The organism is Microbacterium sp. Cr-K32 (assembly GCF_000708345.1).
GTDB classification, from domain to species: domain Bacteria; phylum Actinomycetota; class Actinomycetes; order Actinomycetales; family Microbacteriaceae; genus Microbacterium; species Microbacterium maritypicum_A.
Genome location: NZ_JARD01000027.1, coordinates 1 through 22888 on the forward strand (window position 1 = coordinate 1; position 22888 = coordinate 22888).

General features: G+C 69.1%; 20 protein-coding genes. 11 read left to right on the plus strand and 9 right to left on the minus strand.

Annotated features, from left to right (window positions below; all coding sequences use genetic code 11):
* Positions 1-1256 (minus strand): HNH endonuclease signature motif containing protein (locus GZ64_RS0113335; protein WP_231479824.1); only part of this gene is annotated, 1256 nt, incomplete at its 3' end.
* A 175-nt stretch (positions 1257-1431) separates the two neighbouring features.
* Here GZ64_RS0113335 and GZ64_RS0113340 point away from each other — a divergent pair.
* Both GZ64_RS0113340 and GZ64_RS0113345 read left to right on the plus strand, forming a co-directional pair.
* The gene (locus GZ64_RS0113340; RefSeq protein WP_029267037.1) at positions 1432-1800 is read left to right on the plus strand and encodes a DMT family transporter; all 369 of its coding nucleotides are present in this window, start codon (positions 1432-1434) and stop codon (positions 1798-1800) included.
* A complete protein-coding gene (locus tag GZ64_RS0113345) occupies positions 1797-2120 on the plus strand; it encodes a DMT family transporter (RefSeq protein ID WP_029267038.1) in 324 nt (107 codons plus the stop codon). The genes GZ64_RS0113340 and GZ64_RS0113345 overlap by 4 nt, the downstream gene beginning before the upstream one ends.
* A gap of 41 nt (positions 2121-2161) precedes the next feature.
* Here the strand turns inward: GZ64_RS0113345 and GZ64_RS0113350 are convergent, their stop codons facing one another.
* From GZ64_RS0113350 to GZ64_RS0113365, 4 genes are all read right to left on the minus strand, one after another.
* Positions 2162-2827: an SDR family oxidoreductase gene (locus GZ64_RS0113350; protein WP_021199875.1), complete on the minus strand. Its 666-nt coding sequence runs from the start codon at positions 2825-2827 to the stop codon at positions 2162-2164.
* 31 nt (positions 2828-2858) lie between these two features.
* Complete coding sequence (locus GZ64_RS0113355; RefSeq protein ID WP_029267039.1) at positions 2859-3395, minus strand: hypothetical protein; 537 nt, start codon at positions 3393-3395, stop codon at positions 2859-2861.
* A 113-nt stretch (positions 3396-3508) separates the two neighbouring features.
* A complete protein-coding gene (murQ, locus tag GZ64_RS0113360) occupies positions 3509-4444 on the minus strand; it encodes an N-acetylmuramic acid 6-phosphate etherase (RefSeq protein WP_029267040.1) in 936 nt (311 codons plus the stop codon).
* Positions 4434-5327, minus strand: a complete 894-nt coding sequence (locus tag GZ64_RS0113365; protein WP_029267041.1) for an N-acetylglucosamine kinase — start codon at positions 5325-5327, stop codon at positions 4434-4436. Before GZ64_RS0113365 ends, murQ begins: the two co-directional genes overlap by 11 nt.
* 109 nt (positions 5328-5436) lie before the next feature.
* Here GZ64_RS0113365 and GZ64_RS0113370 point away from each other — a divergent pair, with 109 nt between their 5' ends.
* Positions 5437-6294 carry a MurR/RpiR family transcriptional regulator gene (locus GZ64_RS0113370; protein ID WP_029267042.1) on the plus strand — a complete coding sequence of 286 codons (858 nt, stop codon included), beginning with the start codon at positions 5437-5439 and terminating at the stop codon, positions 6292-6294.
* A gap of 111 nt (positions 6295-6405) precedes the next feature.
* Here the strand turns inward: GZ64_RS0113370 and GZ64_RS0113375 are convergent, their stop codons facing one another.
* From GZ64_RS0113375 to GZ64_RS0113390, 4 genes are all read right to left on the minus strand, one after another.
* Positions 6406-7521 carry a substrate-binding domain-containing protein gene (locus GZ64_RS0113375; RefSeq protein WP_021199880.1) on the minus strand — a complete coding sequence of 372 codons (1116 nt, stop codon included), beginning with the start codon at positions 7519-7521 and terminating at the stop codon, positions 6406-6408.
* Between the two features lie 62 nt (positions 7522-7583).
* Positions 7584-8954 (minus strand): multiple monosaccharide ABC transporter permease, encoded by a 1371-nt coding sequence (gene mmsB, locus GZ64_RS0113380; RefSeq protein ID WP_021199881.1) that lies wholly within the window; start codon positions 8952-8954, stop codon positions 7584-7586.
* Positions 8951-10564 (minus strand): multiple monosaccharide ABC transporter ATP-binding protein, encoded by a 1614-nt coding sequence (mmsA, locus tag GZ64_RS0113385; protein ID WP_416338464.1) that lies wholly within the window; start codon positions 10562-10564, stop codon positions 8951-8953. The genes mmsB and mmsA overlap by 4 nt, the downstream gene beginning before the upstream one ends.
* A 167-nt stretch (positions 10565-10731) precedes the next feature.
* Positions 10732-11745: a LacI family DNA-binding transcriptional regulator gene (locus GZ64_RS0113390; protein WP_021199883.1), complete on the minus strand. Its 1014-nt coding sequence runs from the start codon at positions 11743-11745 to the stop codon at positions 10732-10734.
* 180 nt (positions 11746-11925) lie between these two features.
* Between GZ64_RS0113390 and GZ64_RS0113395 the strand changes: the two genes are divergently transcribed.
* From GZ64_RS0113395 to GZ64_RS0113430, 8 genes are all read left to right on the plus strand, one after another.
* Positions 11926-13413 (plus strand): amidohydrolase family protein, encoded by a 1488-nt coding sequence (locus GZ64_RS0113395; protein WP_029267043.1) that lies wholly within the window; start codon positions 11926-11928, stop codon positions 13411-13413.
* Complete coding sequence (locus tag GZ64_RS0113400; RefSeq protein WP_051668052.1) at positions 13410-14738, plus strand: serine hydrolase domain-containing protein; 1329 nt, start codon at positions 13410-13412, stop codon at positions 14736-14738. The genes GZ64_RS0113395 and GZ64_RS0113400 overlap by 4 nt, the downstream gene beginning before the upstream one ends.
* Before the next feature lie 142 nt (positions 14739-14880).
* A complete protein-coding gene (locus tag GZ64_RS0113405; protein WP_029267044.1) occupies positions 14881-16269 on the plus strand; it encodes a serine hydrolase domain-containing protein in 1389 nt (462 codons plus the stop codon).
* Positions 16266-17183: a serine hydrolase gene (locus GZ64_RS0113410; RefSeq protein WP_231479899.1), complete on the plus strand. Its 918-nt coding sequence runs from the start codon at positions 16266-16268 to the stop codon at positions 17181-17183. The genes GZ64_RS0113405 and GZ64_RS0113410 overlap by 4 nt, the downstream gene beginning before the upstream one ends.
* A 77-nt stretch (positions 17184-17260) precedes the next feature.
* Positions 17261-18856 (plus strand): ABC transporter substrate-binding protein, encoded by a 1596-nt coding sequence (locus GZ64_RS0113415; RefSeq protein WP_029267046.1) that lies wholly within the window; start codon positions 17261-17263, stop codon positions 18854-18856.
* Between the two features lie 21 nt (positions 18857-18877).
* Positions 18878-19876 carry an ABC transporter permease gene (locus tag GZ64_RS0113420; protein ID WP_051668055.1) on the plus strand — a complete coding sequence of 333 codons (999 nt, stop codon included), beginning with the start codon at positions 18878-18880 and terminating at the stop codon, positions 19874-19876.
* Positions 19876-21834: a dipeptide/oligopeptide/nickel ABC transporter permease/ATP-binding protein gene (locus GZ64_RS0113425; RefSeq protein ID WP_021199890.1), complete on the plus strand. Its 1959-nt coding sequence runs from the start codon at positions 19876-19878 to the stop codon at positions 21832-21834. Before GZ64_RS0113420 ends, GZ64_RS0113425 begins: the two co-directional genes overlap by 1 nt.
* A complete protein-coding gene (locus GZ64_RS0113430; protein ID WP_021199891.1) occupies positions 21831-22874 on the plus strand; it encodes an ABC transporter ATP-binding protein in 1044 nt (347 codons plus the stop codon). The genes GZ64_RS0113425 and GZ64_RS0113430 overlap by 4 nt, the downstream gene beginning before the upstream one ends.
* The last annotated feature ends 14 nt before the right edge of the window (positions 22875-22888 follow it).

Consider the following 22888-nt stretch of genomic DNA (forward strand, 5'->3'; position numbering starts at 1 on the left):
ATCTCCCACCCGTTGTCGTGGATGCGATGGTGACAGGTCTCACACAGCAGCACCCCGTTGGAGAGATCGGTCGGCCCGCGATCGCGTGTCCACCAGCGGATGTGATGCGCCCTCGTCATCTCCGGCGGCAATCCGCACATCGCGCATCCCCCGTCACGCTCCACCAACGCCAGCCGTTGCGCCCGGGTGAACAACCGTTTCTCCCGCCCCCAATCGAGAACCTCACTGTCCCCACCGAGAACACACGGGATCACGCCACCCCCGGCCGCCATCCGCCGCGCCGCCCCGACACTGACCGGCTGATCCACACCATCCACGGTCGCCGACCCGGTCCCGGCCTCCAGATCATCCAGACCCACCCGCACGATCACCCTCGCACCCGCCACCGGAACCCGCCGCTCGCACCCGAGCACATGCGCGCAGAACACCGAAAGAGCATCTGCCTGGATCATCGGCACCGTCCGCCGATCCCCATCAGGAGCGCCCGCATCGGGAGCATCCTTCCGCGCCGCGAACACCGCCGTCACGAACCCCCGGATCGCCGTCACCACCGGCGCCGCGGTCTCCACATCGAGAACCGCGTTCAGATGCACCATCCCGTCCCGCTCGAACAGCGACAACGCCCGCCTGCCACGGCACTCTTCCTCACGCGGCTCCACCCCATCCGGGTCAAGCCACGCCTCCACCCGCACCACGAGCATGCGCACACCATCGAGCGCGAGCCCCGACGCCTTCTCCACCAGCATCCGCTCCCCCTCAGCGACGCGCTCCACCCCCGCCACAACCCGGCACCGATCCAGCGCCGCGATGATCACCGCCGCCGCCGGAGCCCCCAGCACCCCCGCATCCAACGCCGCACTCACCAACGGATACCTCGCCGGCAGACGCACCCCCAGAAGATCACTCCGCGGCGCCGTCGCCTCACCCACCCTGACAAGACGCGACGCCTCACCCGTCGACACCCCCGTCGCGGCCGCGATCAACGTCGCCGGACTACGGAAACCCTGCTGCTTCGCCAGACTCCCCGCACCCAACTCCGCACGCGACTCCCGAGCAATACACGCCGCCACCGACACATGCACCGCATCCAACCGACGCCGCAACACCCCGATCGACGCGCTCACCACGACCAACTGCTCCCGCGACAACTCCCCCGAATCCCCCACACCCGCCCACACCTCATCCAAGCGAGACATCGCCTCATGCAACGCGGTCAAATTCGACATACTCGATTTTACCGCGACCACCACCGACATTCGAAGCTATATTCGAATGCATGCCGGCATATCAGCGGTGACACGATCCCTCTCCTGTCCGACGTCGACAGCCCGCTCCCGTCCCGCTCTCGACCGCCATCGATTCCACACGCGCCGGGAATCCTGCACGCCGCCCTCGCGTTCTCCCCCTCGGACCCTCCACGAAAGGCCCCCGATGACAGATCGCCCTCGCCGTTCGGCTTGGCCGCCCCTCCTGCTCGCGATCGCACTGGAGGTCACCGCGACCCTCTCACTACGCGCGGCCGAAGGGTTCACACATCCGCTCTGGCTGATCGTCGTGGTTCTGGGCTACTCCGGCTCACTGTGGCTGCTGTCGGTGGTGCTCGATCGCGGCATGGCCGTCGGGGTCGCGTACGGCATCTGGTCGGCGATCGGAGTCGTGCTGACCGCTGTGCTCGGCACCGTGCTGTTCGGCGAGCTGCTGGGACCGGTGCAGATCGTCGGCGTCGGCGTGATCGTGGTCGGCGTGCTGCTCGTCGAGCTCGGCTCCCACACGCGCGAGACCAGGGAGGTGGCGCCGTGACCTGGCTGCTCCTCTCCCTCGCGATCGCCAGCGAGGTCACCGCGACGTTGAGTCTGCGCGCATCCGAGGGGCTGCGACGTCGCCGTTGGATCCCCGTGATCGTCGTCGGCTACCTCGCGGCATTCACACTGCTCGGCACGATCCTGGCGATGGGAATGCCGGTGGGCGTCGCCTACGGAATCTGGGCCGCCGCCGGCGTCGCACTGACCGCCGTGCTGGGACGAGTGATCTTCAAGGACCACTTCTCGGCGATGATGGCCGTCGGCGTCGCACTCATCGCCGTCGGGGTCGGGATGATCGAGTTCGGCGGCGGGCACTGACGATCGCCAGCGCCGCCGACTGATCGAGCGCCCCGCACCCCTCAGTACTGCGCCGAGAACGCGCCGTCGGACTTCAGCAGTTGCCCGGAGATCCAGCGCCCCTCGTCCGACACGAGGAACTCCACCACCGCAGCCACGTCCGCCGGCTGCCCGAGGCGCCCGAGGGGCGTCATCCCGGCCAGACCCGTGCGCGTCTCGTCGTCCATCCAGCCGGTGTCGATGGGGCCGGGGTTCAGCACGTTCGCCGAGATCCCGCGCGGACCGAGCTCGCGCGCCGCAGAGATCACGAGGCGGTCGAGGGCACCCTTGGATGCGCCGTACGGGAGGTTGCCGGTGACGTGGTCGCTGGTGAGCGCGAGGATCACTCCCCCATCGTCGCCGATCTGCCGCGCGAACGCGGCGATCAGCAGCAGAGTCGCCCGCGCGTTCACGGCGACGTGCAGGTCGAAGCTCTCGGCGGTCGTGTCGAGGATGCCCGACTCCACGTCGTGCGCGTGGCTCAGGATGAGGGCGGTGATCGGTCCGTGCGCGGCGGTGACCTCGGCGATCAGCGCCTCCGGTCCCTCGTGCGTCGAGAGGTCGGCCGGGTGGTCGGCATCGTGCAGGTCGCTGGTGACGACGGTCCATCCGGCGGCGCGCAGTCGAGGGACGATGCCGGCGGCGATGCTGTCGGCACGGGCGGCACCGGTGATCAGAGCGAGGGGCATGCCGCCACGCTATCGGAACCCGGAACTCCCCTCACGTCGCCAGGCACATCAGGGCGACCCCGGCGGCCAGCGCCCACGATTCGGTCGCGACCAGTCGCGCGGTGCGCCCGTGATGGACGGGCTCGACGAACCAGTCCGCCACGACGGTCCACAGCACCACGCCGATCACGCCGGCGACGATCAGGACCGACAGCAGCCCCGAGAGACCTCCATGACCTCCGTGCGCCCCCGCACCGGCCTCTGGAGCCTCGCCTGTCACCGCACTCTCGAACGCGCAGACGGCGAGGAGCAGGGCGATGAGCGCACGACGGAAGCACTCGCCGGCAGCCGAGGTTCCGCGCACCCCCACCGTGCCGAGCATGGCGGAGAGCAGAAGCACGACCCCCAGTCCCAGACCGACCATCGGGGCATCTCCGGCGAGCGCCGCCACGAGCATCGCGGCCGCCATGACCAGCACGGCCTGTCGACCCTGCCACGGCACGGCGCGCCCAGCGATCAGCGAGGCCACCGCCGCGACGACGGCCGCACCGACGAGCAACCAGGGCGCCGCCGGAACGAGATCATCCACACCCGAATCCTATTGACGCAGGAGCACCCCAGGGCCACGTCCGGCGTCCGGAATCAACACCGCGCCCAGCGCCCGAGACGCAGGTGCGTGCCGAGATCAGGTGCGTATGAAGATCAGGCGAGTGCCGCGATCGCGTCGCGAAGGATGCCGTCGGCCTCGTCGAGGGCGGATGCCGCATCCTCGGGCGTCGCGTCGGCGGCGAGCATGAGGAGTGCGAGCTTGACCGAGCCGTCCGCCGCCTGCAGCGCCCCGGCCGCCTGATCGGTGTCGACGCCGGCGAGCTGCGACACCGTGCGGATGGAGCGGGCGTGGAGCTTCTCGTTCGTGGCCAGCAGGTCGACCATCACCCCTCGATATGTCTTGCCGAGGTTGATCATCGACAGCGTGGTGAGCATGTTGACGACGAGCTTCTGCGCGGTGCCCGACTTGAGCCGAGTGGATCCGGAGATGAACTCGGGACCGGTGACGACCTCGATCGCGATCTCGGCGGCCGTACCGATCTCGGAGTCGGCGTTCGAGGCGATCGCGACAGTGAAGGCGCCGACGCTGCGCGCGTATGTCAGCCCTCCCACGACATAGGGGGTGCGGCCGGATGCCGAGATGCCGACCACCGTGTCGCTCTCCGAGAGTGCGAGCCTCCGCAGCGAAGCCTCCGCGGCGGTGTCGTCGTCTTCGGCGTTCTCCACGGCCGAGCGGATCGCGGTCTCTCCGCCGGCGATCAGACCGACCACCATCGAGGGATCGGTGCCGAAGGTCGGCGGGCACTCGCTCGCGTCGAGCACGCCGATACGGCCTGCCGTGCCGGCGCCGATGTAGATGAGGCGCCCCCCGCGCCGGAACCGCGCGGTGATGCCGTCGACGGCGGCCGCGATCTCCTCGGCGTGCTCGGCGACGGCCTCGGGCACCCGCCGGTCCTCGGCGTTCATGCGCCGGACGAGCTCAGCGGTGCCGAGCAGGTCGAGGTCGCCGCGCTCGGTCGTCGAGGCCTCGGTGTCGAGACGGTCGAGCACGGAGAGGAGGGCGGCGAGGCGGGAATCGTCATTCGGCACGGTGGACGAACCTTTCGTGGGGGAGGTCGGTGCGGCGTGCGAGCAGCAGCGCACCGTCGAGGGCGTCACCGCGCGCGGGGACGACCCGACGCCCGGCAGCCTGCAGGGAGGAGGTGAGGCACTCGCGGAACCACGAATGCGCGGTGAGTCCGCCATGGAGCACGACGTCGGCCGTGAGCGCGGACGCGGCGGACGCCGTCGCCGTGAGCAGTCGGATCCCCTCGGTGACGATCGCGCCGGCGACGACGTCGCCCGACTGCGCGGCGTCGAGGACGAGCGGGGCGAGCGTCGCGAGGCGCCGAGGGAGCGGACCGCCGCCCGCGAGCCAGGACTGGATGTCGGTGACCGCGCCGACGGGCTCGGCGATGGCCTCGGTGAGCACTGTGCCCGGCGCCAACCCGTCGTCGGCGCGCAGCACCGCACGCAGCGCTTCGCGCCCGAGCCACGAACCGCTGCCGAAGTCGCCGAGTTCCGGCCCCCAGCCGTCGATGAGCCGTGCGTCGTCGGCGTCGATGCCGAGCGCCGCCGCTCCGGTGCCCGCGATGAGGAGCACTCCCCCGGCCCCGTCGAGCGCACCCGCGTGGGCCGTGACCACGTCGGAGGCGACGGCCACCGCCGCACCGCTCGCGGCCGCGAGCCGGAAAGACAGTTCCTGCGCAGCCTCCGGCGCCATCCACGCCCCCGCGGCACCGACGCCGATCACGTCGAGCCGATCATCCTCGAGGAGCGGGAGGATGGCGTCGAACGCGCTGGCCACCCCGCCTGCTGCGGCCAGGCCGGGAGCGCCGACACCGTCACGTTCGATCCGGCCCTCGGCGTCGGAGACCAGGACACGACACCGCGACTTGCCGAGATCGACGGAGGCGCTCTTCTGCACGCTCATCGGCTCTCCTCGGATCGGCGGAAAAAGGCTATGAAAAGAGACTACATGCGAAGTAGACTCTGCAAAAAGAATTTTCACCGCACCGGCGGCACCGCACGATGGAGGACCGATGAGCATCCAGTCGACGATCGAAGCCGCGGCTTCCACGCTCACGCCGTCGCTCGCCCGCATCGCGCTGGTCGTCCGGGAGAACCCCTCGGTCGTCATCGACAACACGATCAACGAGCTGGCCGCGGAATGCGAGACCTCGGTCGCGTCGGTCGTGCGCTTCTGCCGCGCCATCGGCTTCAGCGGCTACGCGCCGCTGCGTATGGCCCTGGCCGCCGAGCTCGGCAAGGAGGCGGCGCAGTTCTCGGCACGCGGAGCCTACGGGTCGGAGATCTCCGACGACGACACCCTGCAGGAGGCGGTGTCGAAGGTCGCGGCTCTCGAACTGCTGGCGATCGAGGAGACCGTCGCCCGTCTCGACTTCGCCGTGCTCGAAGCCGCGGTCGATGCGCTCGACCGCGCCGACCGCATCCTCCTCTACGGGCTCGGCGCCAGTCGGTTCGTGGCCGAAGACCTCACCCACAAACTCCTGCGCGTCGGTCGGAACGCGCACATGCCGGCAGACCCGCACGAAGCCGTGGCCGTCTCGGTGCTCCCCACCGCCCTGACCGTCGCGATCGGCTTCTCGCACTCGGGCTCGACACTCGAGACGGTGCGCTTCCTGGAGACCGCACGCGCCAGCGGTGCCGCCACGATTGCTGTCACCTCGGCCAAGGATTCTGCCCTCGCGCGTGCGGCCGATCACCCGCTCTTCACCGAGGTGCGCGAATCGACCTTCCGCGCCGGTGCCATGGTGAGCCGCATCGCCCAACTCACGCTCGTGGACTGCCTGTTCATCGGCGTCGCGAAGCGTCGATACGCCGAGACCGTCGATGCTCTGCAGCGCACGGGCCAGGCCACCCGCGCCCTTCGCGGCTGAGGAAGGCGGCGGACGGACCACGCCGGTGCCGAACGCGAGCGAGCCGCCCCGACCCGAAGGTCAGGACGGCTCGCCGTTCCACGACGGTGAGCGTCGTGAAGAGGGTGCGTGTTACTGGTACGACTTCACGATCTCGAGGAGGCTCGGGACGTTGGCGTAGGCCTCAGCCGCGTTCTCCTTCGTGACGATGATCGGGTCGAGCAGGTAGGCCGGAACGACCTTCACGCCGTTGTCGTACTGCTCGGTGTCGTTGACGTCGACCTTCTCACCCTTCTGCAGCTGGCCGACCATCTTGATCGACTGCTCGACGAGGAGCGTGGTGTCCTTGTTGATCGTGGAGTACTGCACACCCTCCATGATCGACTTGACCGACTCGACCTCGGAGTCCTGACCCGTGACCACCGGGACCGGCTTGCCCGCACCCTGCACCGAGGTGATGATGGCGCGAGCGAGGGTGTCGTTCGGGGACAGGACGCCGTCCAGCGTCTCGGAGCTGTACGTCGACGTCAGGATCGAGTCCATGCGGCGCTGTGCGTTCTCCGCCTTCCAGCCCTCGGTCGCCGTCTGGGCGATCTCGGTCTGACCGGACACGACCTTCAGCGTGCCGTCGTCGATCTTCGGCTGAAGCACGTCCATCGCACCGTTGAAGAACACGGCCGAGTTCGCGTCATCGGGCGAGCCCGAGAACAGCTCGATGTTGTACGGAGCTTCATGACCCGCGCGCTCGGCGAGCCCGTCGAGCAGAGCCTGACCCTGCAGCTGACCGACCTTGAAGTTGTCGAACGCGACGTAGTAGTCGACGGCTTCGGTGTTCTCGATCAGACGGTCGTAGGCGATGACGGTGACGCCGGCGTCACGGGCGGCCTCGACCTGCGTCGCGAGCTGCTTGCCGTCCTTCGCACCGATGATGATGACCTTGGCGCCACCGGTGACCATCGCCTGGATCTGGTTCTGCTGCTCGGCGACCGTGTTGCTGGCCGGCGCGTACTGCACGTCAGCCTTGAACCCGGCCTTCTCCAGGCCGTCCGTGAACAGCTGACCGGCGAGGACCCAGTTCTCCGAGGTCTTGTCCGGAAGGGCGACGCCGATCGTGGCATCGGCGGCGAAGCCCTTGGCCTCGTCCCCCGATCCGGAACCGGTGTCACCGCCGCGCTCCGAGGAGCAGCCGGTGAGGGCGAAGGCGCCCGCGACGACAAGCGCTGTCGCCGACAGAAGAATCTTCTTCATGTGATCTCTTTCTCTGGTGTGTGAAGGTCCAGGTGCGCGTGCGGTACGCGCCTGGGCCCCTACTATCCGCGCGTCTCTTCGACGGCGGGGGCTTCGTACTTCTGGCTCGTGGGGTAGTTCGTCTTGGTCGGATCGAACGTGTCGGTCGCCGGGTCCTGCTTGCGGCCGAAGCGACGCGTGAGGAATCCGATGATCGACGGGCGGCCCTGCTGCTTGTTCCAGACGTCGACCCCGACGGCGAACAGGAGCACGAGGCCCTTGATCATGGAGACCACGTCGGCTCCGGCGCCCAGGAGGGCGAGGCCGTTGTTGAGGAACGCCATCACGAGACCACCGATGATCGACCCGATCACGGTTCCGATTCCACCGGAGACGGCTGCGCCACCGATGAAGACAGCGGCGATGGCATCCAGCTCCCAGCCGTTGCCGTCCTGCGGGCCGGAGGCCGTCGCCCTGGCGACGTAGATCATGCCGGCCAACGAGGCGAGCACGGACATGTTCATCATCACGAAGAAGTCGACCCAGCGGTCCTTCACACCCGACAGTCGCGCGGCCTGCCGGTTGCCGCCGACCGCGTAGATGTGGCGACCGAAGACGGTGTTGTTCGTGATGAACGAGTAGAGGATGACGAGGGCCAGCAGGATGATGCCCGAGATCGGGAAGCTGGTGCCCTCGCGCCCGGTGGCGAACAGCCAACCGGCGACGAGGATCACGACCGAGATGAGCACGACCTTGGTGACGCTCACCCAGAGCGGCGCCATGTCGGCGCCCATCTTGTGCTGGATGCGACGGGTGCGGATCTCCCAGAACACGATCCACGCGACGCCGGCGAGAGCGAGGAGCATGGTGAAGACGTTGAAGGGCACCGGGATGAACGACAGCTCGGGAAGGTATCCCGCGCCGATGACCTTGAAGCCCTGCGGCACCGGAATCGACAGCGAGTCGCCCACCGCCTGGTTCGCCCCTCGGAAGAACAGCATGCCGGCCAGCGTCACGATGAACGCCGGCACCCCGACGTAGGCGACCCAGAATCCCTGCCAGGCACCGACCAGCACGCCGACACCGAGACCGAGGAGAATGCCCAACGGCCAGGGGAGGTTCCAGTCCTGCATGGCCTTGGCCACGACGATGCCCGTGAACGCGGCGACGGATCCGACGGAGAGGTCGATGTGACCCATGATGATGACCATCACCATGCCGATGGCCAGGATCAGGATGTACGAGTACTGGTTGACGACGTTGATCAGGTTGCCGGAGGACAGCGTCAGTCCGGTGCCCTTGAAGATCCACGTCAGCACCTGGAAGACGACCAGGATCACGACCAGGCTGCCGAGGATGCCGAACTGACGGAGGGTCGACTGCCCTCCCCCGAACATCTTCGTGATGTCCTTGAAGTGGAAGCCGCGCTTCGTTGCGGTGGTGTCGGTGGTCATGCGGATGCTTTCTGGGTCGCGGAGGTCATGCTGCGCATGAGGTCCTCAGGTGTCGCCTGGTCGGCCGGGATGCAGTCGGTGACCCGACCTTCGAAGACGGTGTAGATGCGGTCGGAGATGCCGAGGAGTTCGGGGAGCTCGCTGGAGATGACGATGACGCCCTTGCCCTGAGCCGCGAGTTCGTTGATGATCGCGTAGATCTCGTACTTCGCACCGACGTCGATGCCACGCGTGGGCTCGTCGAGGATGAGCAGGTCGGGGTCGGTGAACATCCACTTCGCCAGCACGACCTTCTGCTGGTTCCCACCGGACAGCTTGCCGACACCCTCTTCGACGGAGGGCGTCTTGATGCGAAGCGCCTTGCGATAGCGCTCAGCCACCGAGAACTCCTCACGGGAGTCGACGACGCCGTTGTGCGCGATCTTCGAGAGCTTCGCCGCGACGATGGACCGCTTGATCGTGTCGAGCAGGTTGAGTCCGAGCACCTTGCGGTCCTCGCTGACGTACGCGAGCCCGTGCTTGATCGCCGAGGCGACGTCGTGCAGGGCGACCTCCTGGCCGTCCTTGATCAGGGTGCCGGAGAGGAAGGTGCCGTAGGAGCGCCCGAAGATGCTCATCGCGAACTCGGTGCGACCCGCGCCCATGAGACCGGCGATGCCGACGACCTCGCCGCGGCGCACGTTGATGTTCGAGCCCTTGACGACCATGCGCTCCGGCACGGTCGGGTGCTGCACCCACCAGTCCTTGACCTCGAAGAACACCTCGCCGATCTCGGGGGTGCGATCCGGGTAGCGGCTCTCGAGCGAACGACCGACCATGCCGCGGATGATGCGATCCTCGTTGATCTCCCCGCGTGAGATGTCGAGCGTCTCGACCGTGCGGCCGTCTCGGATGATCGTGATCTCGTCGGCGATCTGCTCGATCTCGTTGAGCTTGTGGCTGATCATGATCGACGCGATGCCCTTGGCCTTCAGCCCCAGGATCAGGTCGAGCAGGTGCTGCGAGTCGTTCTCGTTGAGGGCAGCGGTCGGCTCGTCGAGGATGAGCAGCTTGACGTCCTTGTTCAGCGCCTTGGCGATCTCGATGAGCTGCTGCTTGCCGACGCCGAGGGTCTTGATCGGCACGTCGGGGTCTTCGCTCAGCCCGACGCGGGCGAGGAGCTCGATGGCCCGCTCCTTCTGAGCCGTCCAGTCGATGCGTCCGCCGCGCTGGATCTCGTTGCCGAGGAAGATGTTCTCGGTGACCGAGAGTTCGGGGATGAGCGCGAGCTCCTGGTGGATGATCGCGATACCCGCCTGCTCGCTGGCCGCGATGTCCCTGAACCGCTGCTCCTCACCGTAGAGCAGGATCTCGCCGTCGTAGGTTCCGTAGGGGTAGACCCCGGACAGAACCTTCATCAGGGTCGACTTCCCGGCGCCGTTCTCCCCGCAGATCGCGTGGATCTCGCCGGCGCGGACGGTGATGGAGACGTCGGCCAACGCCTTGACCCCAGGGAACTCCTTGGTGATGCTGCGCATCTCCAGGATGGGGCCTGACACGGTAGGCAACGTTGCTGTGGTGCTCACGGATCTTCCTCGCGACGTGCGGTCACCTTCGATGTGACCGTTCACATCGGTATATCGTCGTCTTCCGTGGGACCGGTGTCAAGTCGGCACCGGCAATTCGAATCCGGACCGTGACACTGTTGCTGCCGGCGCCATCTCGATCCACCACGCGACGGCACGGATCGAAAGGATTCGATGAATTCGAGCGGCGCGCCAGCGCTGCACGGAACGCGTCAGCGGATCGCGGCGGACTCGCGCGCGCGCAGGATCGTCTGCAGCGGCCCGAACGTCGGCGGCTGCTCCCCCCGGATCTGCGCGAGCAGGATGCGCACTGCTCGACGACCGAGCTCGGGGAAGTCCTGGTGCACGGTGCTGAGCGTGGGAGCAACGTGCGCCGCGACCGGGATGTCGTCGAAGCCGATGACGCTCACATCGTGCGGCACCCGCACACCGGAATCACGGAAACCGTGCATCAGCCCGATCGCCATCAGATCGTTCGCGGCGAACACCGCAGTGAAGTCACGCCGGAGCGACAGCTCCTTGCCGGCGAAGTAACCGAAGTCGGCCGTCCAGTCGCCGCGGATCGGCGGGAACGTCGGCAGATCGGCCTCGCGCAGACCGTCGAGATAGCCGCGCATCCGCGACTCCGCCTCGATCCAGTCCTGGGGGCCGGCCAGGTGCAGGATGTCGCTGTGACCGAGCGAGATCAGGTGCTCGGTCGCCGCTTTGGCACCCGCGACCTGATCGGCGGACAGGCTCACGCCATCGGAACCCGAAGCCGTCTGCAGGGTCACGAACGGCATGTCGACCGACATGCCGCGCAGCACATGGAACACCCGCACCTGCGGGGCGAGCACCACGATGCCGTCGGCCTGCTCACGCGACAGCTGCCGCACCGCGTGGCCGATCGCCTCCGGCGTCGTGTCGGCGAGGTTCAGGGTCGAGACCGAATAGCCCTCCTCCCGCGCCGCATCCTCGATGCCGGCGATGGACGAGGTGGGTCCGAACTCGCCGATCGTCGCGGACAGGATCCCCAGCATGTTCGACTTGCTGGTGACCAGGGCGCGCGCGGCGAGGTTCGGCCGGTAGTCGAGGACCGAGATGGCATCGAGCACCTTGGCCTTCGTCTCGGGCCGGATGCTCGGATGATCGTTGAGCACCCGGGAGACCGTCTGATGCGAGACCCCGGCCAGTCGCGCGACGTCGCGGATACTCGGCAGCCGCGCACGCTCGGAGGCGGTGGACATCACTTGCCTCCTTGCGTGTGCACGGTCACATCCCCACTACATTATGTCGGTCGACGCCGGCGCGTGCACCTCTCGACGGCGGGACCGTCGCCGAACGGCTTGTGCCCGGGCACCGGAACGACCCCCCGGTTTCGTCGGGCGGCACCGGATCCGCTCCGGCCCGCATGGCATGGTGACGACGTGGACACTCTGCTGCGCGGCGGGCGCGTGATCGACCCGAAGACGGAGACCGACCGGATCACCGATCTGCTGATCGCGGGCGGGCGGGTGGCGGCGGTCGGCGACGGGCTCACGGCGCCACCCGATGGCGAGGTCGTCGATGCCGCCGGCCTCATCATCGGGCCGGGTTTCGTCGACCTGCACAGCCACGTGCACTCGATCGCGGGGCACCGGCTGCAGGCAATGGACGGTGTCACCACCGCCCTCGACCTCGAAGCAGGGCTCATGCCGATCGCCGAGGCCCTCGCGCGCGCCGCGGCCGACGGGCGCCCCCTGAACTACGGGTTCTCGGCCTCCTGGTCGCAGGCACGGGCATACGCGCACCTCGACCGGGTGCCCGTCGCCGACTTCACCGCGTCGATGGATCTGCTCGGCACGCCCGAGTGGCAGCGCTCCTCCTCCCCCGCGGAACGCCGCCGCTGGCTCGGTCTGCTCGAAGACGAGCTGGGGGCGGGGGCTCTCGGCATCGGCGTTCTCATGGGATACGCACCACGGTCCGATCCCGACGAATATCTCGACCTCGCACGTCTGGCCGCCGCAGCGCACGCCCCGACCTTCACGCACGTGCGGGAGCTGATCGAAGCCGACCCCCGCACGCCGATCGACGGCTCGGAAGAGCTCGTGCGCGCCGCTGCCGAGACAGGGGCCGCGATGCACCACTGCCATGTGAACAGCACCTCGCTGCGCCACGTCGACCGCGTGCTGGGCCTGCTCGACCGCAGCCGCGCCGCCGGATCCCGCGTCACCGTCGAGGCGTACCCCTACGGGGCCGGCAGCACGGCGATCGGCGCCTTCTTCCTGGCGCCGGAGAAGCTCCCAGGGCTCGGCATCACTCCACGGTCTCTCGTGCTCGTCGACACCGGCGAGCGCATCGCCGATGAGGCCCGCCTGCGCGAGGTACGCGCGACGGACCCCGGCGCCACCTGCATCGTCACGTTCCTCGACGAGGGCGACCCGTTCGACCGCGCACACCTGCACCGCGCCCTGGCCTACCCGGATTCGATCGTGGCGAGCGATGCGATGCCGATCTCGTGGAACGCGAGCGGCGGACGCACCGTGTACGAACAGCGCGACTGGCCGCTCCCCGCGGGCGGCCACACTCATCCGCGCACCGCGGGCACCTTCGCGAAGTCGTTGCGGCTCATGGTTCTCGAGAGCGGCACGTGGAGCTGGCTCGAGGCCTTCCGCCGCTGCTCGTTCCTCCCCGCGCGGGTCCTGGACGAGGTCTCGTCCGGCATGCGGGGCAAGGGACATCTGGCGGTCGGCGCGGATGCCGACATCGTGGTGATCGACCCGACGACGTTGACCGACAGGGCGAGCTACGCCGACCCGATCCGACCGTCGCGGGGCGTTCGGGAGCTCTACGTCCACGGCACTCGCGTCGTGCACGAAGGAGAGATCGTGACCGCAGCCCTACCGGGCCGCGCCGTACGAGGGGATGCCGCATGAACGACGACCTGCAGGAGTTCTTGGACGCCACCGCCGCAGACCTGGGCGTCCCCGGCGCGGTCGTCGGTGTGATCGACGGGGATCGGGAGCTCATCGCGACGACCGGCGTCGCCGCGGTCGATACCGGCGCCGCGGTGACGGAGAGCACCCTGTTCCAGGTCGGCTCGACCTCGAAGACCTTCACGGGAACCGTCGCGATGCACCTGGTCGAGAACGGCGCGCTCGACCTGGACACACGCGTGGTCGACGTGCTCCCCGACTTTCGTCTCGCCGACGGGGAGGCCCTCGCGGCGCTGCGCATCCGGCACCTCCTCACGCATTCCGGAGGGTTCCTGGGTGACGCGGATGATCGGCCAGGGTGGGATGACGACGCCCTCGCCCGCAACGTGGCCACCTTCTCCGATCTTCCGCAGTTCTTCGCGCCCGGTACCATCGCCTCGTACAGCAACGCCGGCATCCGGCTGCTGGGTCGCGTGATCGAGACGATCACGGATGAGACGTTCGAGCAGGCGGTGCAGCGCGTCGTCCTCGATCCGCTGGGCATGACGGAGACGTTCTTCTTCCCGTGGGACGTGATCGCTCGCCCCCATGCCGTGGGGCACGTCCCCGGCGAGAACGGAGCGATGGCGACGTTCCCGCACTGGCCCTTGACTCGCGACATCGCGGCCGAGGGCGGCATCGTGTCGTCGGTGCGCGATCAGCTCACCTACGCCCGTTTCCAGATGCGCGGCGAGTCCGAGGGCACGCCACCCGTGGGCGACGCGACCCGGCTCCTGATGCAGCAGCCCCACCTCGCCGCCGGTCCGCCCATCGACGCGATCGGTCTGCCCTGGCTGCTCAGCCGACACGGTTCGGCTCGCGTCGTGATGCACGGGGGGAACATCTCCGACACGCAGCTGAGCGAGTTCGTGATGGCTCCGGAGGAAGACCTGGCCGTCACCGTGCTGACCAACAGCGGCAGCGGCAAGGCGCTCGGGGCGCAGCTCGTCGACTGGTGCTTCGCACGGCTTCGCGGCATCGAGAAGCCCCCCGAGACGGCAGAGCTGCACGCGGTGGAGCTGCTCGAGGAGATGGTCGGCACCTACGACGCCGGGCAGTGGCGCTACGACGTCACCCGTGTCGGCGATGCGCTCGAGTTCGCGATGGTGCTGCGTGAGGACATCGCCGCCCTCGGCATCCCGGCCCGCCCGCCGCTGCGGCTGCGCGTGCGCGCCGACGGCGCCCTCATCACCGACGCCGATCAGCCCGTCGGGCGCGTGCTCGACGCGACTGAGGGTGGTCCCGAGCTGCTCCACGTGGGCATGCGCGCCGTGCGACGCCGCTGACCGCCGATCCTTCGTCCGAGCGCACCAAGGTCTGGGGAAGTCTCGTCGCCGGGCACCAACGAGGCGATGGAGCACGCGAATAGTCTCGGCCCCATCGCCGTCGCCCGAAGACGACGGCCCCACTCGACGAAGAGGAGCGCACGTGTCCGACCTGAACGAAATCGGCAGCTGGGTGCGGGAGAACCTTCCCACGATGCTGGCCGACGCGCACATCCCCGCGGCATCCGTCGCGATCCTGGCCGGTGGCGAGATCTTCACCACCGCAGCCGGGATCCTCAACCGCAACACCGGCGTCGAAGCCGACGAGGACTCGGACTTCCAGATCGGCTCGATCACGAAGACGTGGACCGCGACGCTCATCATGCAGCTCGTCGACGAGGGTCTGCTCGACCTCGATGCCCCGGTGCGCGACACCGTGCCCGCGTTCGCGATCGGCGATGACGCGGCGGCGAGCGCGATCACCCCCCGCCAGCTGCTGAGCCACGTGAGCGGGTTCGAGGGCGACCTCTTCAACGACACGGGTGTCGGCGATGACGCGGTCGAGAAGTATCTCGCGACGATCGCCGACGCTCCGCAGCTCTTCGCCCCCGGCGAGCGCTTCTCGTACAACAACGCCGCATTCGTGGTGCTCGGCCGCATCGTCGAGGTGCTGCGCGGCACGTCGTACGACCAGGCGCTGCGCACGCATCTCGCCGCCCCGCTGGGCCTCACGCACGTGGCCACGACGGCCGCCGAGGCGATCATGTTCCGTGCAGCGCTCGGGCACATCCCCGCCGAGAGCGGCGATGAGCCGGTCCCCGCGCCGGTGTGGAGCCTGGTGCGCTCGAACGCCCCGGCCGGATCGATGCTCGCCATGACGGCACGCGACCTCGTGACCTACGCCCGCATGCACCTCGACGGCGGGGTCTCCGCCGACGGCACGCGGGTGCTCTCGGAGCAGAGCGTGCGAGCGATGCAGGAGCGGCAGGTCGATCTGCCGGAGCTCGGCCTGATGGGCGATGCCTGGGGCCTCGGCTGGGAGATCTTCGACTGGGACGGCGGACCCGTGATCGGGCACGACGGCGGCACGATCGGACAGAACGCGTTCCTGCGGATGGTCCCTGGCGCGGGGGTCGCGGTGGCCGTGCTCACGAACGGCGGGCGCACGGTCGACGCCTATCACGCGATCACATCGAAGGTGCTGGCGGCTCTCGCCGGGGTCACCGTACCCGCGCTCCCCTCGGTTCCGGAGTCACCGGTGCCGATCGACCTCGAACGGGTGCTGGGCACCTACTCGTCGTCGGTCTCCGACTCGACGGTGCGCGTCGACGACCAGGGTCGCATCTGGCTGGAGCGCACCATGAAGGGCATCTTCGCCGAGCTGGGTCCGGCTCCCGAACCGGTGGAGCTCGTCGGCTGGGCCGGCGACACCCTGCTCCCTCGCGAACCGCAGAACGGCATGCACATGCCGCATGCGTTCGTCGGCGACGACGGCAGCGGCCGCGCGCTGTACCTGCACACCGGACGCGCCGATCGCCGGGTGGACGCGTGACCATCACGACGACCCCGGCATCCGAGACGTCGGCGCAGATCGCCGAGATCTTCGCCGGCGCGGGAGCCATGGGCTTCCTGCACGCGCGGGAGATCGGCGTGGCCGACGGTCCCGAGGTGACCGTCGGCGCCGACGATCCGGTGGTGCTCGCCTCGGTCTTCAAGATCCTGGTGCTCACCGCCTACGTGCGGGCGGTCGCCGCGGGCGAGCTCGACCCGACGGCCCGCACGACCGTGACGGCGCGCTACCGGATCGGCGGTGTGGGCACCGCCGGCTTCGCGGACGACGTCGAGGCCAGTTGGCGCGACCTGGCGCTGAACATGATGTCGATGAGCGACAACGCGGCCACCGACGTGATCTACCACCGCCTCGGAACCGAGGCGGTGGACCGGGTCATCGCCGACCTGGGGTTGGCGGACACCCGACTCATCGGATGCTGCGAAGACCTGTTCGCCTCGGTGATCGCCGACCTCGGCGGTACCACGGACAGCCACCTGGACGAGCTGTTCACCGGCGCGACCGCAGAGCAGATCCTCGCGCTCGACGCGGTGCAGCCGCTGCGGACCTCGCACTCCACGCCGCGGGATGTCACCACACTGCTGAATGCCCTGTGGACCGACACCGCAGCCCCGGCCGAGGCCTGCCGTCAGGCGCGCGACATCATGGCGCTGCAGATCTGGCCGCATCGGCTGACCGCCGGATTCCCCGGCGAGGTGCGCATCGCCGCGAAGACCGGCACGCTGCCCACCTGGCGCAACGAGGCCGGCGTCGTGACCTATCCCGACGGCCGTCGGTACGCGGTGGCCGTGTTCACCCGGGCCGCCTCGCTCGCCGACCGGCAGCCGCTCGTCGACGCCTCGATCGGCCGTGCCGCCTTCGCCGCCGTCGAGGCCCTGCGCACACAGACCGTCTGATCCGCACTCCCCCTGCACCACCGCACTCCCCCTGCACGACCCACCTGCACCATCCCGAACACTGCTGGAGGCTTCTGATGCGTTCTCGTACCCCGCTGATCGCGCTGCTCGGCGCTGCGGCGCTGGCCCTGACATCCTGCGCCGCGGGCGCCCCACCGAGCGGAGGCGACGGCGCCGACGGCGTGCTCGCCGACGGCAAGACCTTCACCTCGGTGATCTCCACCGATCCGGGCAGTCTCGATCCGTTCGTCACCGTGATGTCGGTGGCGCGATCCATCGACCGTTTCCTCTACGCACGGCTCGTGGAAGTGCTGGAGGACGGCAGCATCGCCTCAGGCCTCGCCGACTCCTGGGAGGCGGACACGACCACGGCGACCTTCACGCTGCGTGACGGCATCACCTGTGAAGACGGCACCCCGCTGACGGCGACCGATGTGGCGGCGAACATCACCCACATCGGCGACCCCGCCAACGGCTCTCCTCTGGTCGGGCTGCAGGTGCAGCCGGGCACCAGTGCCGTGGGTGACGACGCCACCGGCACCGTGACGGTCACCAGCGGACGACCGGACTCGTTCCTGATCGAGAACATCGGGAGCATCTCCATCGTCTGCGGCTCGGTGATCGACGACCCGGATGCGCTCGCGAAGGGCGCCGGCGCGACCGGGATGTTCACCATGACCGAGGTCGTGCCGAACAGCCAGTACACGCTGACCCGCCGCGACGACTTCACCTGGGGACCCGACGACTGGGACCCGAAGCAGAAGGGTCTCCCCGACGCGGTGGTGTTCCGGGTGGTCCCGAACGAGACGACCGCCACCAACCTGCTGCTCTCCGGTGAGGTCAACGCCGCTCTCGTGATCGGCCCCGACAACCAGCGCCTGAAGGACGCGGGCCTGTTCCACACCGAGATCCCGACCCCGGCGGGGCAGTTCATCTTCAATCAGGCGGAGGGACGCCCCACGGCTGATCAGGCCGTGCGCGAAGCGCTGATCGAAGCCCTCGACCTCGACCAGATGCGCCAGGTGCTCGGCAGCGGCGCCGGCACCGTTCCGACGGGTCTCGTGACCGTGTCGCCGAACCCCTGCCGCGCCGACGTGCTCACGGGCTTCATGCCGGAGTTCGATGCGACGGCCGCCGCCGCCGCCCTCGACAGCGCCGGGTGGAAGGCCGGCAGCGACGGGGTGCGCACCAAGGACGGCGAGACGCTGACGCTGCGCATGATCTACTCCTCGCAGCTCGGCGACGCCGGCAACGCGTCGGCGGAGCTCGCCCAGGCCGCGTGGAAGGATCTCGGAGTCGACATCACCGTCGCCGCCGTGGACTCCCCGACGCTGAGCGAGACCCTGTTCTCCACCGGCGACTGGGACATCTCGGCCGCACCGCTCACGGTCTCGCTGCCCAGCATGCTCGTGCCGTTCTACTCCGGTCCGACACCGCCCAACGGCACCAACTTCGCCTCCATCGACAACCCGGAGTACACCGACGCCGTCACCGCGGCATCCGCCAAGGCCGGCAGCGAAGGATGCGACGACTGGGGCGCCGCGGAACAGGCCCTGTACGCGACGACCAGCGTCGTGCCGTACGCGAACATCAACCGCTCGACCTTCGCGACCAAATCGACGTTCACCGAGGGCGACGGCATCGACCCCACGTCGATCCGCATGTACGAGTAGACCGAAGACCGGAGACAGCCGATGGCCAGCACCACCGCCACGCAGGCGATACTGATCAGATCCGCACGGTCGGACAACCCGTGGGTGTCCTTCCTGGTCCGGCGCGGAGGGCAGTTCGTGCTCTCGGTGTGGGTGCTGGTCACGGCTGCCTTCCTCATGATCCACCTCGTGCCGGGCGACCCGGTGCGCGCTGCCCTCGGGCTGAACGCCCCGGCCGAGCTGGTCGAGGCCCGACGCGCGGCGCTCGGCCTCGACCAGCCGCTCATCGTGCAGTACTTCCGCTACATCGGGGGCCTGTTCACGGGCGACATGGGCTCCTCGATGATCACCAGTCAGCCGGTCTCCGAGATCATCGCCACCCGGCTCCCCGCCACGCTGCAGCTCGCCGTGCTCGCTGTCGTGCTCGTGCTCCTGGTCTCGGTCCCCCTCGGGGTGACGATGGCCGTCGCCACCCGCGGCGGGCGGCGACGTGGCCTCGAACTCGCCTTCGCGACCGGATCGGTCATCCTGGCCGCGATTCCCGAGTTCCTGCTCGCCGTCGGTCTCGTCTACGTCTTCGCGGTGTCGCTGGGTTGGTTCCCTGTGGCGGGCAACACCGCGCCGTTCTCGCTCGTGCTGCCCGTGGTGGCGCTCGCGGTCGGACCGATCGCCGTGTTCTCCCGCATCATCCGGGTCGAGGTGCTCTCGGTGCTCGGTCAAGACTTCATCCGCACCGCACGGGCGAAACGTCTGGCCCCGCACCGCATCTACTCGCGCCACGCGCTGCCGAACGCCATGACCGCGACCCTCACCCTCACCGGCCTGCTCCTGACCGGCATGGTCGCCGGCACCGTGCTCGTGGAGAACGTCTTCGCCTGGCCGGGCCTGGGCACCATGATCGTGCAGTCGATCCTCAGCAAGGATTACTCCGTCGTGCAGGGCATCGTGCTCGTCTACGGGGTCGGGGTGCTCGTCGTGAACCTCGTGATCGACGTGATCCTCGCGCTCCTCGATCCTCGCTCCACCATCAGGGAGGCATGATGTCGGCACGCACCGCCTGGTCGGGCATCGTCCGTTCACCCCTCGGGATCACGGCTCTCAGCCTGATGCTCCTCGTCACCCTCGGCGCGATCTTCGCCCCGATCATCTGGGGTGCGCAGGCCGAGCAGGTGAATCCGGCCGCCATCACCCAGGGCCCCAGCGCCGAGCACCTGCTGGGCACCGACACCCTCGGACGCGACGTGCTCGCCCGTGTCCTGGTCGCGACCCGGCTCTCCGTGGTGCTCGCGGTGATCGCCGTGATCATCGGGGTGGTCGCCGGCACCCTCCTCGGCACGGCGCCGTCGGTGCTCCCCCGGTGGCTCGGACGCCCGATCGTCGGGTTCGTCAACATCGCGGTCGCCTTTCCCGGCCTCCTGCTCGCCCTGTTCTTCGCGGTCATCTTCGGCGTCGGCTCCACGGGCGCCGTGCTTGCGATCGGATTCGCGATGGCTCCGCAGTTCGCCCGACTCACGCAGACCCTGTCGGCCGCGATCGCGGGCCGCGACTTCATCTCCGCCGCCCAGGTCGCCGGCGTCTCGCGCTTCCGCATCCTGATCCGCCACGTTCTGCCGAACATCGGCGAACCGCTCATCGTGAACGCGACAGTGGCGGCCGGCTCGGCGCTGCTCGCCTTCGCCGGGCTGTCGTTCCTCGGCCTCGGCGTGCAGGTGCCCGAATACGACTGGGGCCGACTGCTCGGCGAGGGCCTGAACCGCATCTACCTGAACCCGGCGGCCGCCCTCGGCCCCGCCGTGGCGGTCGTCATCGCGGGACTCGCGTTCAATCTCCTGGGCGAGACCGCGGCCGCAGCCCTCGGCGGACGATCCGCCAGGCGCCGGCACCGTCTCCCCGCCGTCGCGCTCCCCGGCGCGAGCACGCCCGGCGCCGCCCAGCCCGCGCAGGTCGACGGTGAAGAAGTGGTGCTCCTCGTCGACGACCTGCGCGTCTCCTTCCCGACGCCGGCCGGCTGGGTCACCCCGGTGCGCGGCGTCTCGTTCACGATCTCGCGCGGTGAGGCGATCGGTGTCGTCGGCGAATCCGGCTCGGGCAAGAGCCTCACCGCGCTCGCGGCCGCCCGCCTCATCGAACGCCCGGGTCATGTCGCCGCCGCCCGCCTCGACTTCTGCGGCACGCCGTTGATGACCACATCGGACCGCGCGGTGCGGAGCCTGCTCGGCACCTCGCTCTCGATGGTGTTCCAGGACCCGATGACCTCGTTCAATCCGACCAGGCGCATCGGATCGCAGCTCGCCGAGGCCGCCTCCGAGCACCAGGACATCACCCGGAAGCAGGCGATGGATCGGGCGATCGAACGCCTGCAGTCGGTCCGGGTGCCCGCGGCCACCCGACGCGCCCACCAGTACCCCCACGAGTTCTCCGGCGGCATGCGACAGCGCGCCATGATCGCCATGGGACTCATGAACCACCCGCGTCTGATCATCGCGGACGAGCCGACGACAGCGCTCGACGTGACCGTGCAGCGGCAGGTGCTCCAGCTGTTGGCGGGCGTGCGCCGCGACACCGATGCGGCCATCCTGCTGATCAGCCACGACATCGCCGTGGTCGCCCAGACCTGCGACCGCGTGCTGGTCATGTACGCGGGCCGCATCGTCGAGGACCTGCCTGCGGCCACGCTGCACACCGACGCCCGGCACCCGTACACGCGAGCCCTGCTCGAGGTCGTTCCCGAGCTCGACGCCGACCGCAGCGAGCCGCTCAAGATGATCCCCGGCCGTCCCCCGGCTCCCGGGGCATTCCCGGTCGGCTGCGCGTTCGCCGCCCGCTGTCCTCTCGCGACCGATCTCTGCCGCGAGAGCGATCCCGAGCTGGTGGCGGATGCCGATGGACACCGCGTCGCGTGCTGGCACCCGGTGGACGGCGAGGCCCCGGTCCCGGTGGCGATCGCCACGGTCGCCGACGAGACGACCGCAGAAGAGGAAGAGACGGTCCTGCGATGAGCGAGCTGCGTTTCGATCAGGTCAGCGTGCGCTACGGCACGCATCGTTCCGGCCTCACCGCCGTCGACGACGTCTCGCTCGTGGTCCCATCCGGATCCGTCGTCGGACTCGTCGGCGAGTCGGGATCCGGAAAGTCGACCCTGGCCCGCGCGGCGATCGGGCTGGCCCCGATCAGCGAGGGGACCATCACGCTCGACGGCGTGGACGTGCGGACCTTCCGTCGCCGTCGCCCGATCCAGATGGTGTTCCAGGATCCGTTCTCCTCACTCGATCCGCGCATGACGATCGGCGAGTCGATCGCCGAGGCGCTGCCGCGTGACATCCGCGGTGCGAACGCCCGGCGCACCGAGGTCGCCCGTCTGCTCGACCTCGTGAGCCTCGACGCCGACCGCGCGCAGTCGCTCCCTGCCGCGCTCTCGGGCGGACAGCGTCAGCGCATCGCCCTGGCCAGGGCGCTCGCCGCCCGGCCCGAGGTCGTGATCGCCGACGAGATCACCTCAGCACTCGACGTGTCGGTGCAGGGCTCCGTGCTCAACCTCGTGCGGGAGCTGCGTGGCGAGCTCGACCTCACGATGCTGTTCATCTCGCACAATCTGTCTGTCGTGCGCTACCTGAGCGACCACATCGCGGTGATGTACCTCGGGCGCATCGTCGAGTTCGGGCCCACCGAGCAGGTGCTCGCCGACCCGCAGCACCCGTACACACGGGATCTGCTGCAGGCGGCGCCCACCCGGCACGGGAACCTGCTCGCGGTCGATCCGCTCGCACCGATCGATGTCGAGCCGGCCGATCCGCACGCGCCGCCCAGCGGATGCCGCTTCCACCCGCGGTGTCCGATCGGCCCGGCCGCACGACCCGACCGTCAGATCTGCGTCATCGCGGAGCCTCCGCTGCCCGCGGGCACGGCGGGCGCTGCCTGTCATTTCGCGGGGACGCCTGCCGACGCCGCGCTCGGGACTGTGCCCACCTCCCAAAGCATCCCCCTGGTTTCGGCCGCGACCACAACACGGTCCCCGCTCTCAGCGGACACAGTGGACTGACCATCGATTGGAGC

Bases quoted from the DNA above. Each gene is read 5' to 3' on its own strand.
- GZ64_RS0113340 (WP_029267037.1), top strand. From the start codon at position 1,432: ATGACAGATCGCCCTCGCCGTTCGGCTTGGCCGCCCCTCCTGCTCGCG.
- GZ64_RS0113350 (WP_021199875.1), bottom strand. From the start codon at position 2,827: ATGCCCCTCGCTCTGATCACCGGTGCCGCCCGTGCCGACAGCATCGCC.
- GZ64_RS0113365 (WP_029267041.1), bottom strand. From the start codon at position 5,327: ATGAGCGTGCAGAAGAGCGCCTCCGTCGATCTCGGCAAGTCGCGGTGT.
- GZ64_RS0113370 (WP_029267042.1), top strand. From the start codon at position 5,437: ATGAGCATCCAGTCGACGATCGAAGCCGCGGCTTCCACGCTCACGCCG.
- GZ64_RS0113375 (WP_021199880.1), bottom strand. From the start codon at position 7,521: ATGAAGAAGATTCTTCTGTCGGCGACAGCGCTTGTCGTCGCGGGCGCC.
- mmsB (WP_021199881.1), bottom strand. From the start codon at position 8,954: ATGACCACCGACACCACCGCAACGAAGCGCGGCTTCCACTTCAAGGAC.
- GZ64_RS0113390 (WP_021199883.1), bottom strand. From the start codon at position 11,745: ATGTCCACCGCCTCCGAGCGTGCGCGGCTGCCGAGTATCCGCGACGTC.
- GZ64_RS0113400 (WP_051668052.1), top strand. From the start codon at position 13,410: ATGAACGACGACCTGCAGGAGTTCTTGGACGCCACCGCCGCAGACCTG.
- GZ64_RS0113415 (WP_029267046.1), top strand. From the start codon at position 17,261: ATGCGTTCTCGTACCCCGCTGATCGCGCTGCTCGGCGCTGCGGCGCTG.
- GZ64_RS0113420 (WP_051668055.1), top strand. From the start codon at position 18,878: ATGGCCAGCACCACCGCCACGCAGGCGATACTGATCAGATCCGCACGG.
- GZ64_RS0113425 (WP_021199890.1), top strand. From the start codon at position 19,876: ATGTCGGCACGCACCGCCTGGTCGGGCATCGTCCGTTCACCCCTCGGG.
- GZ64_RS0113430 (WP_021199891.1), top strand. From the start codon at position 21,831: ATGAGCGAGCTGCGTTTCGATCAGGTCAGCGTGCGCTACGGCACGCAT.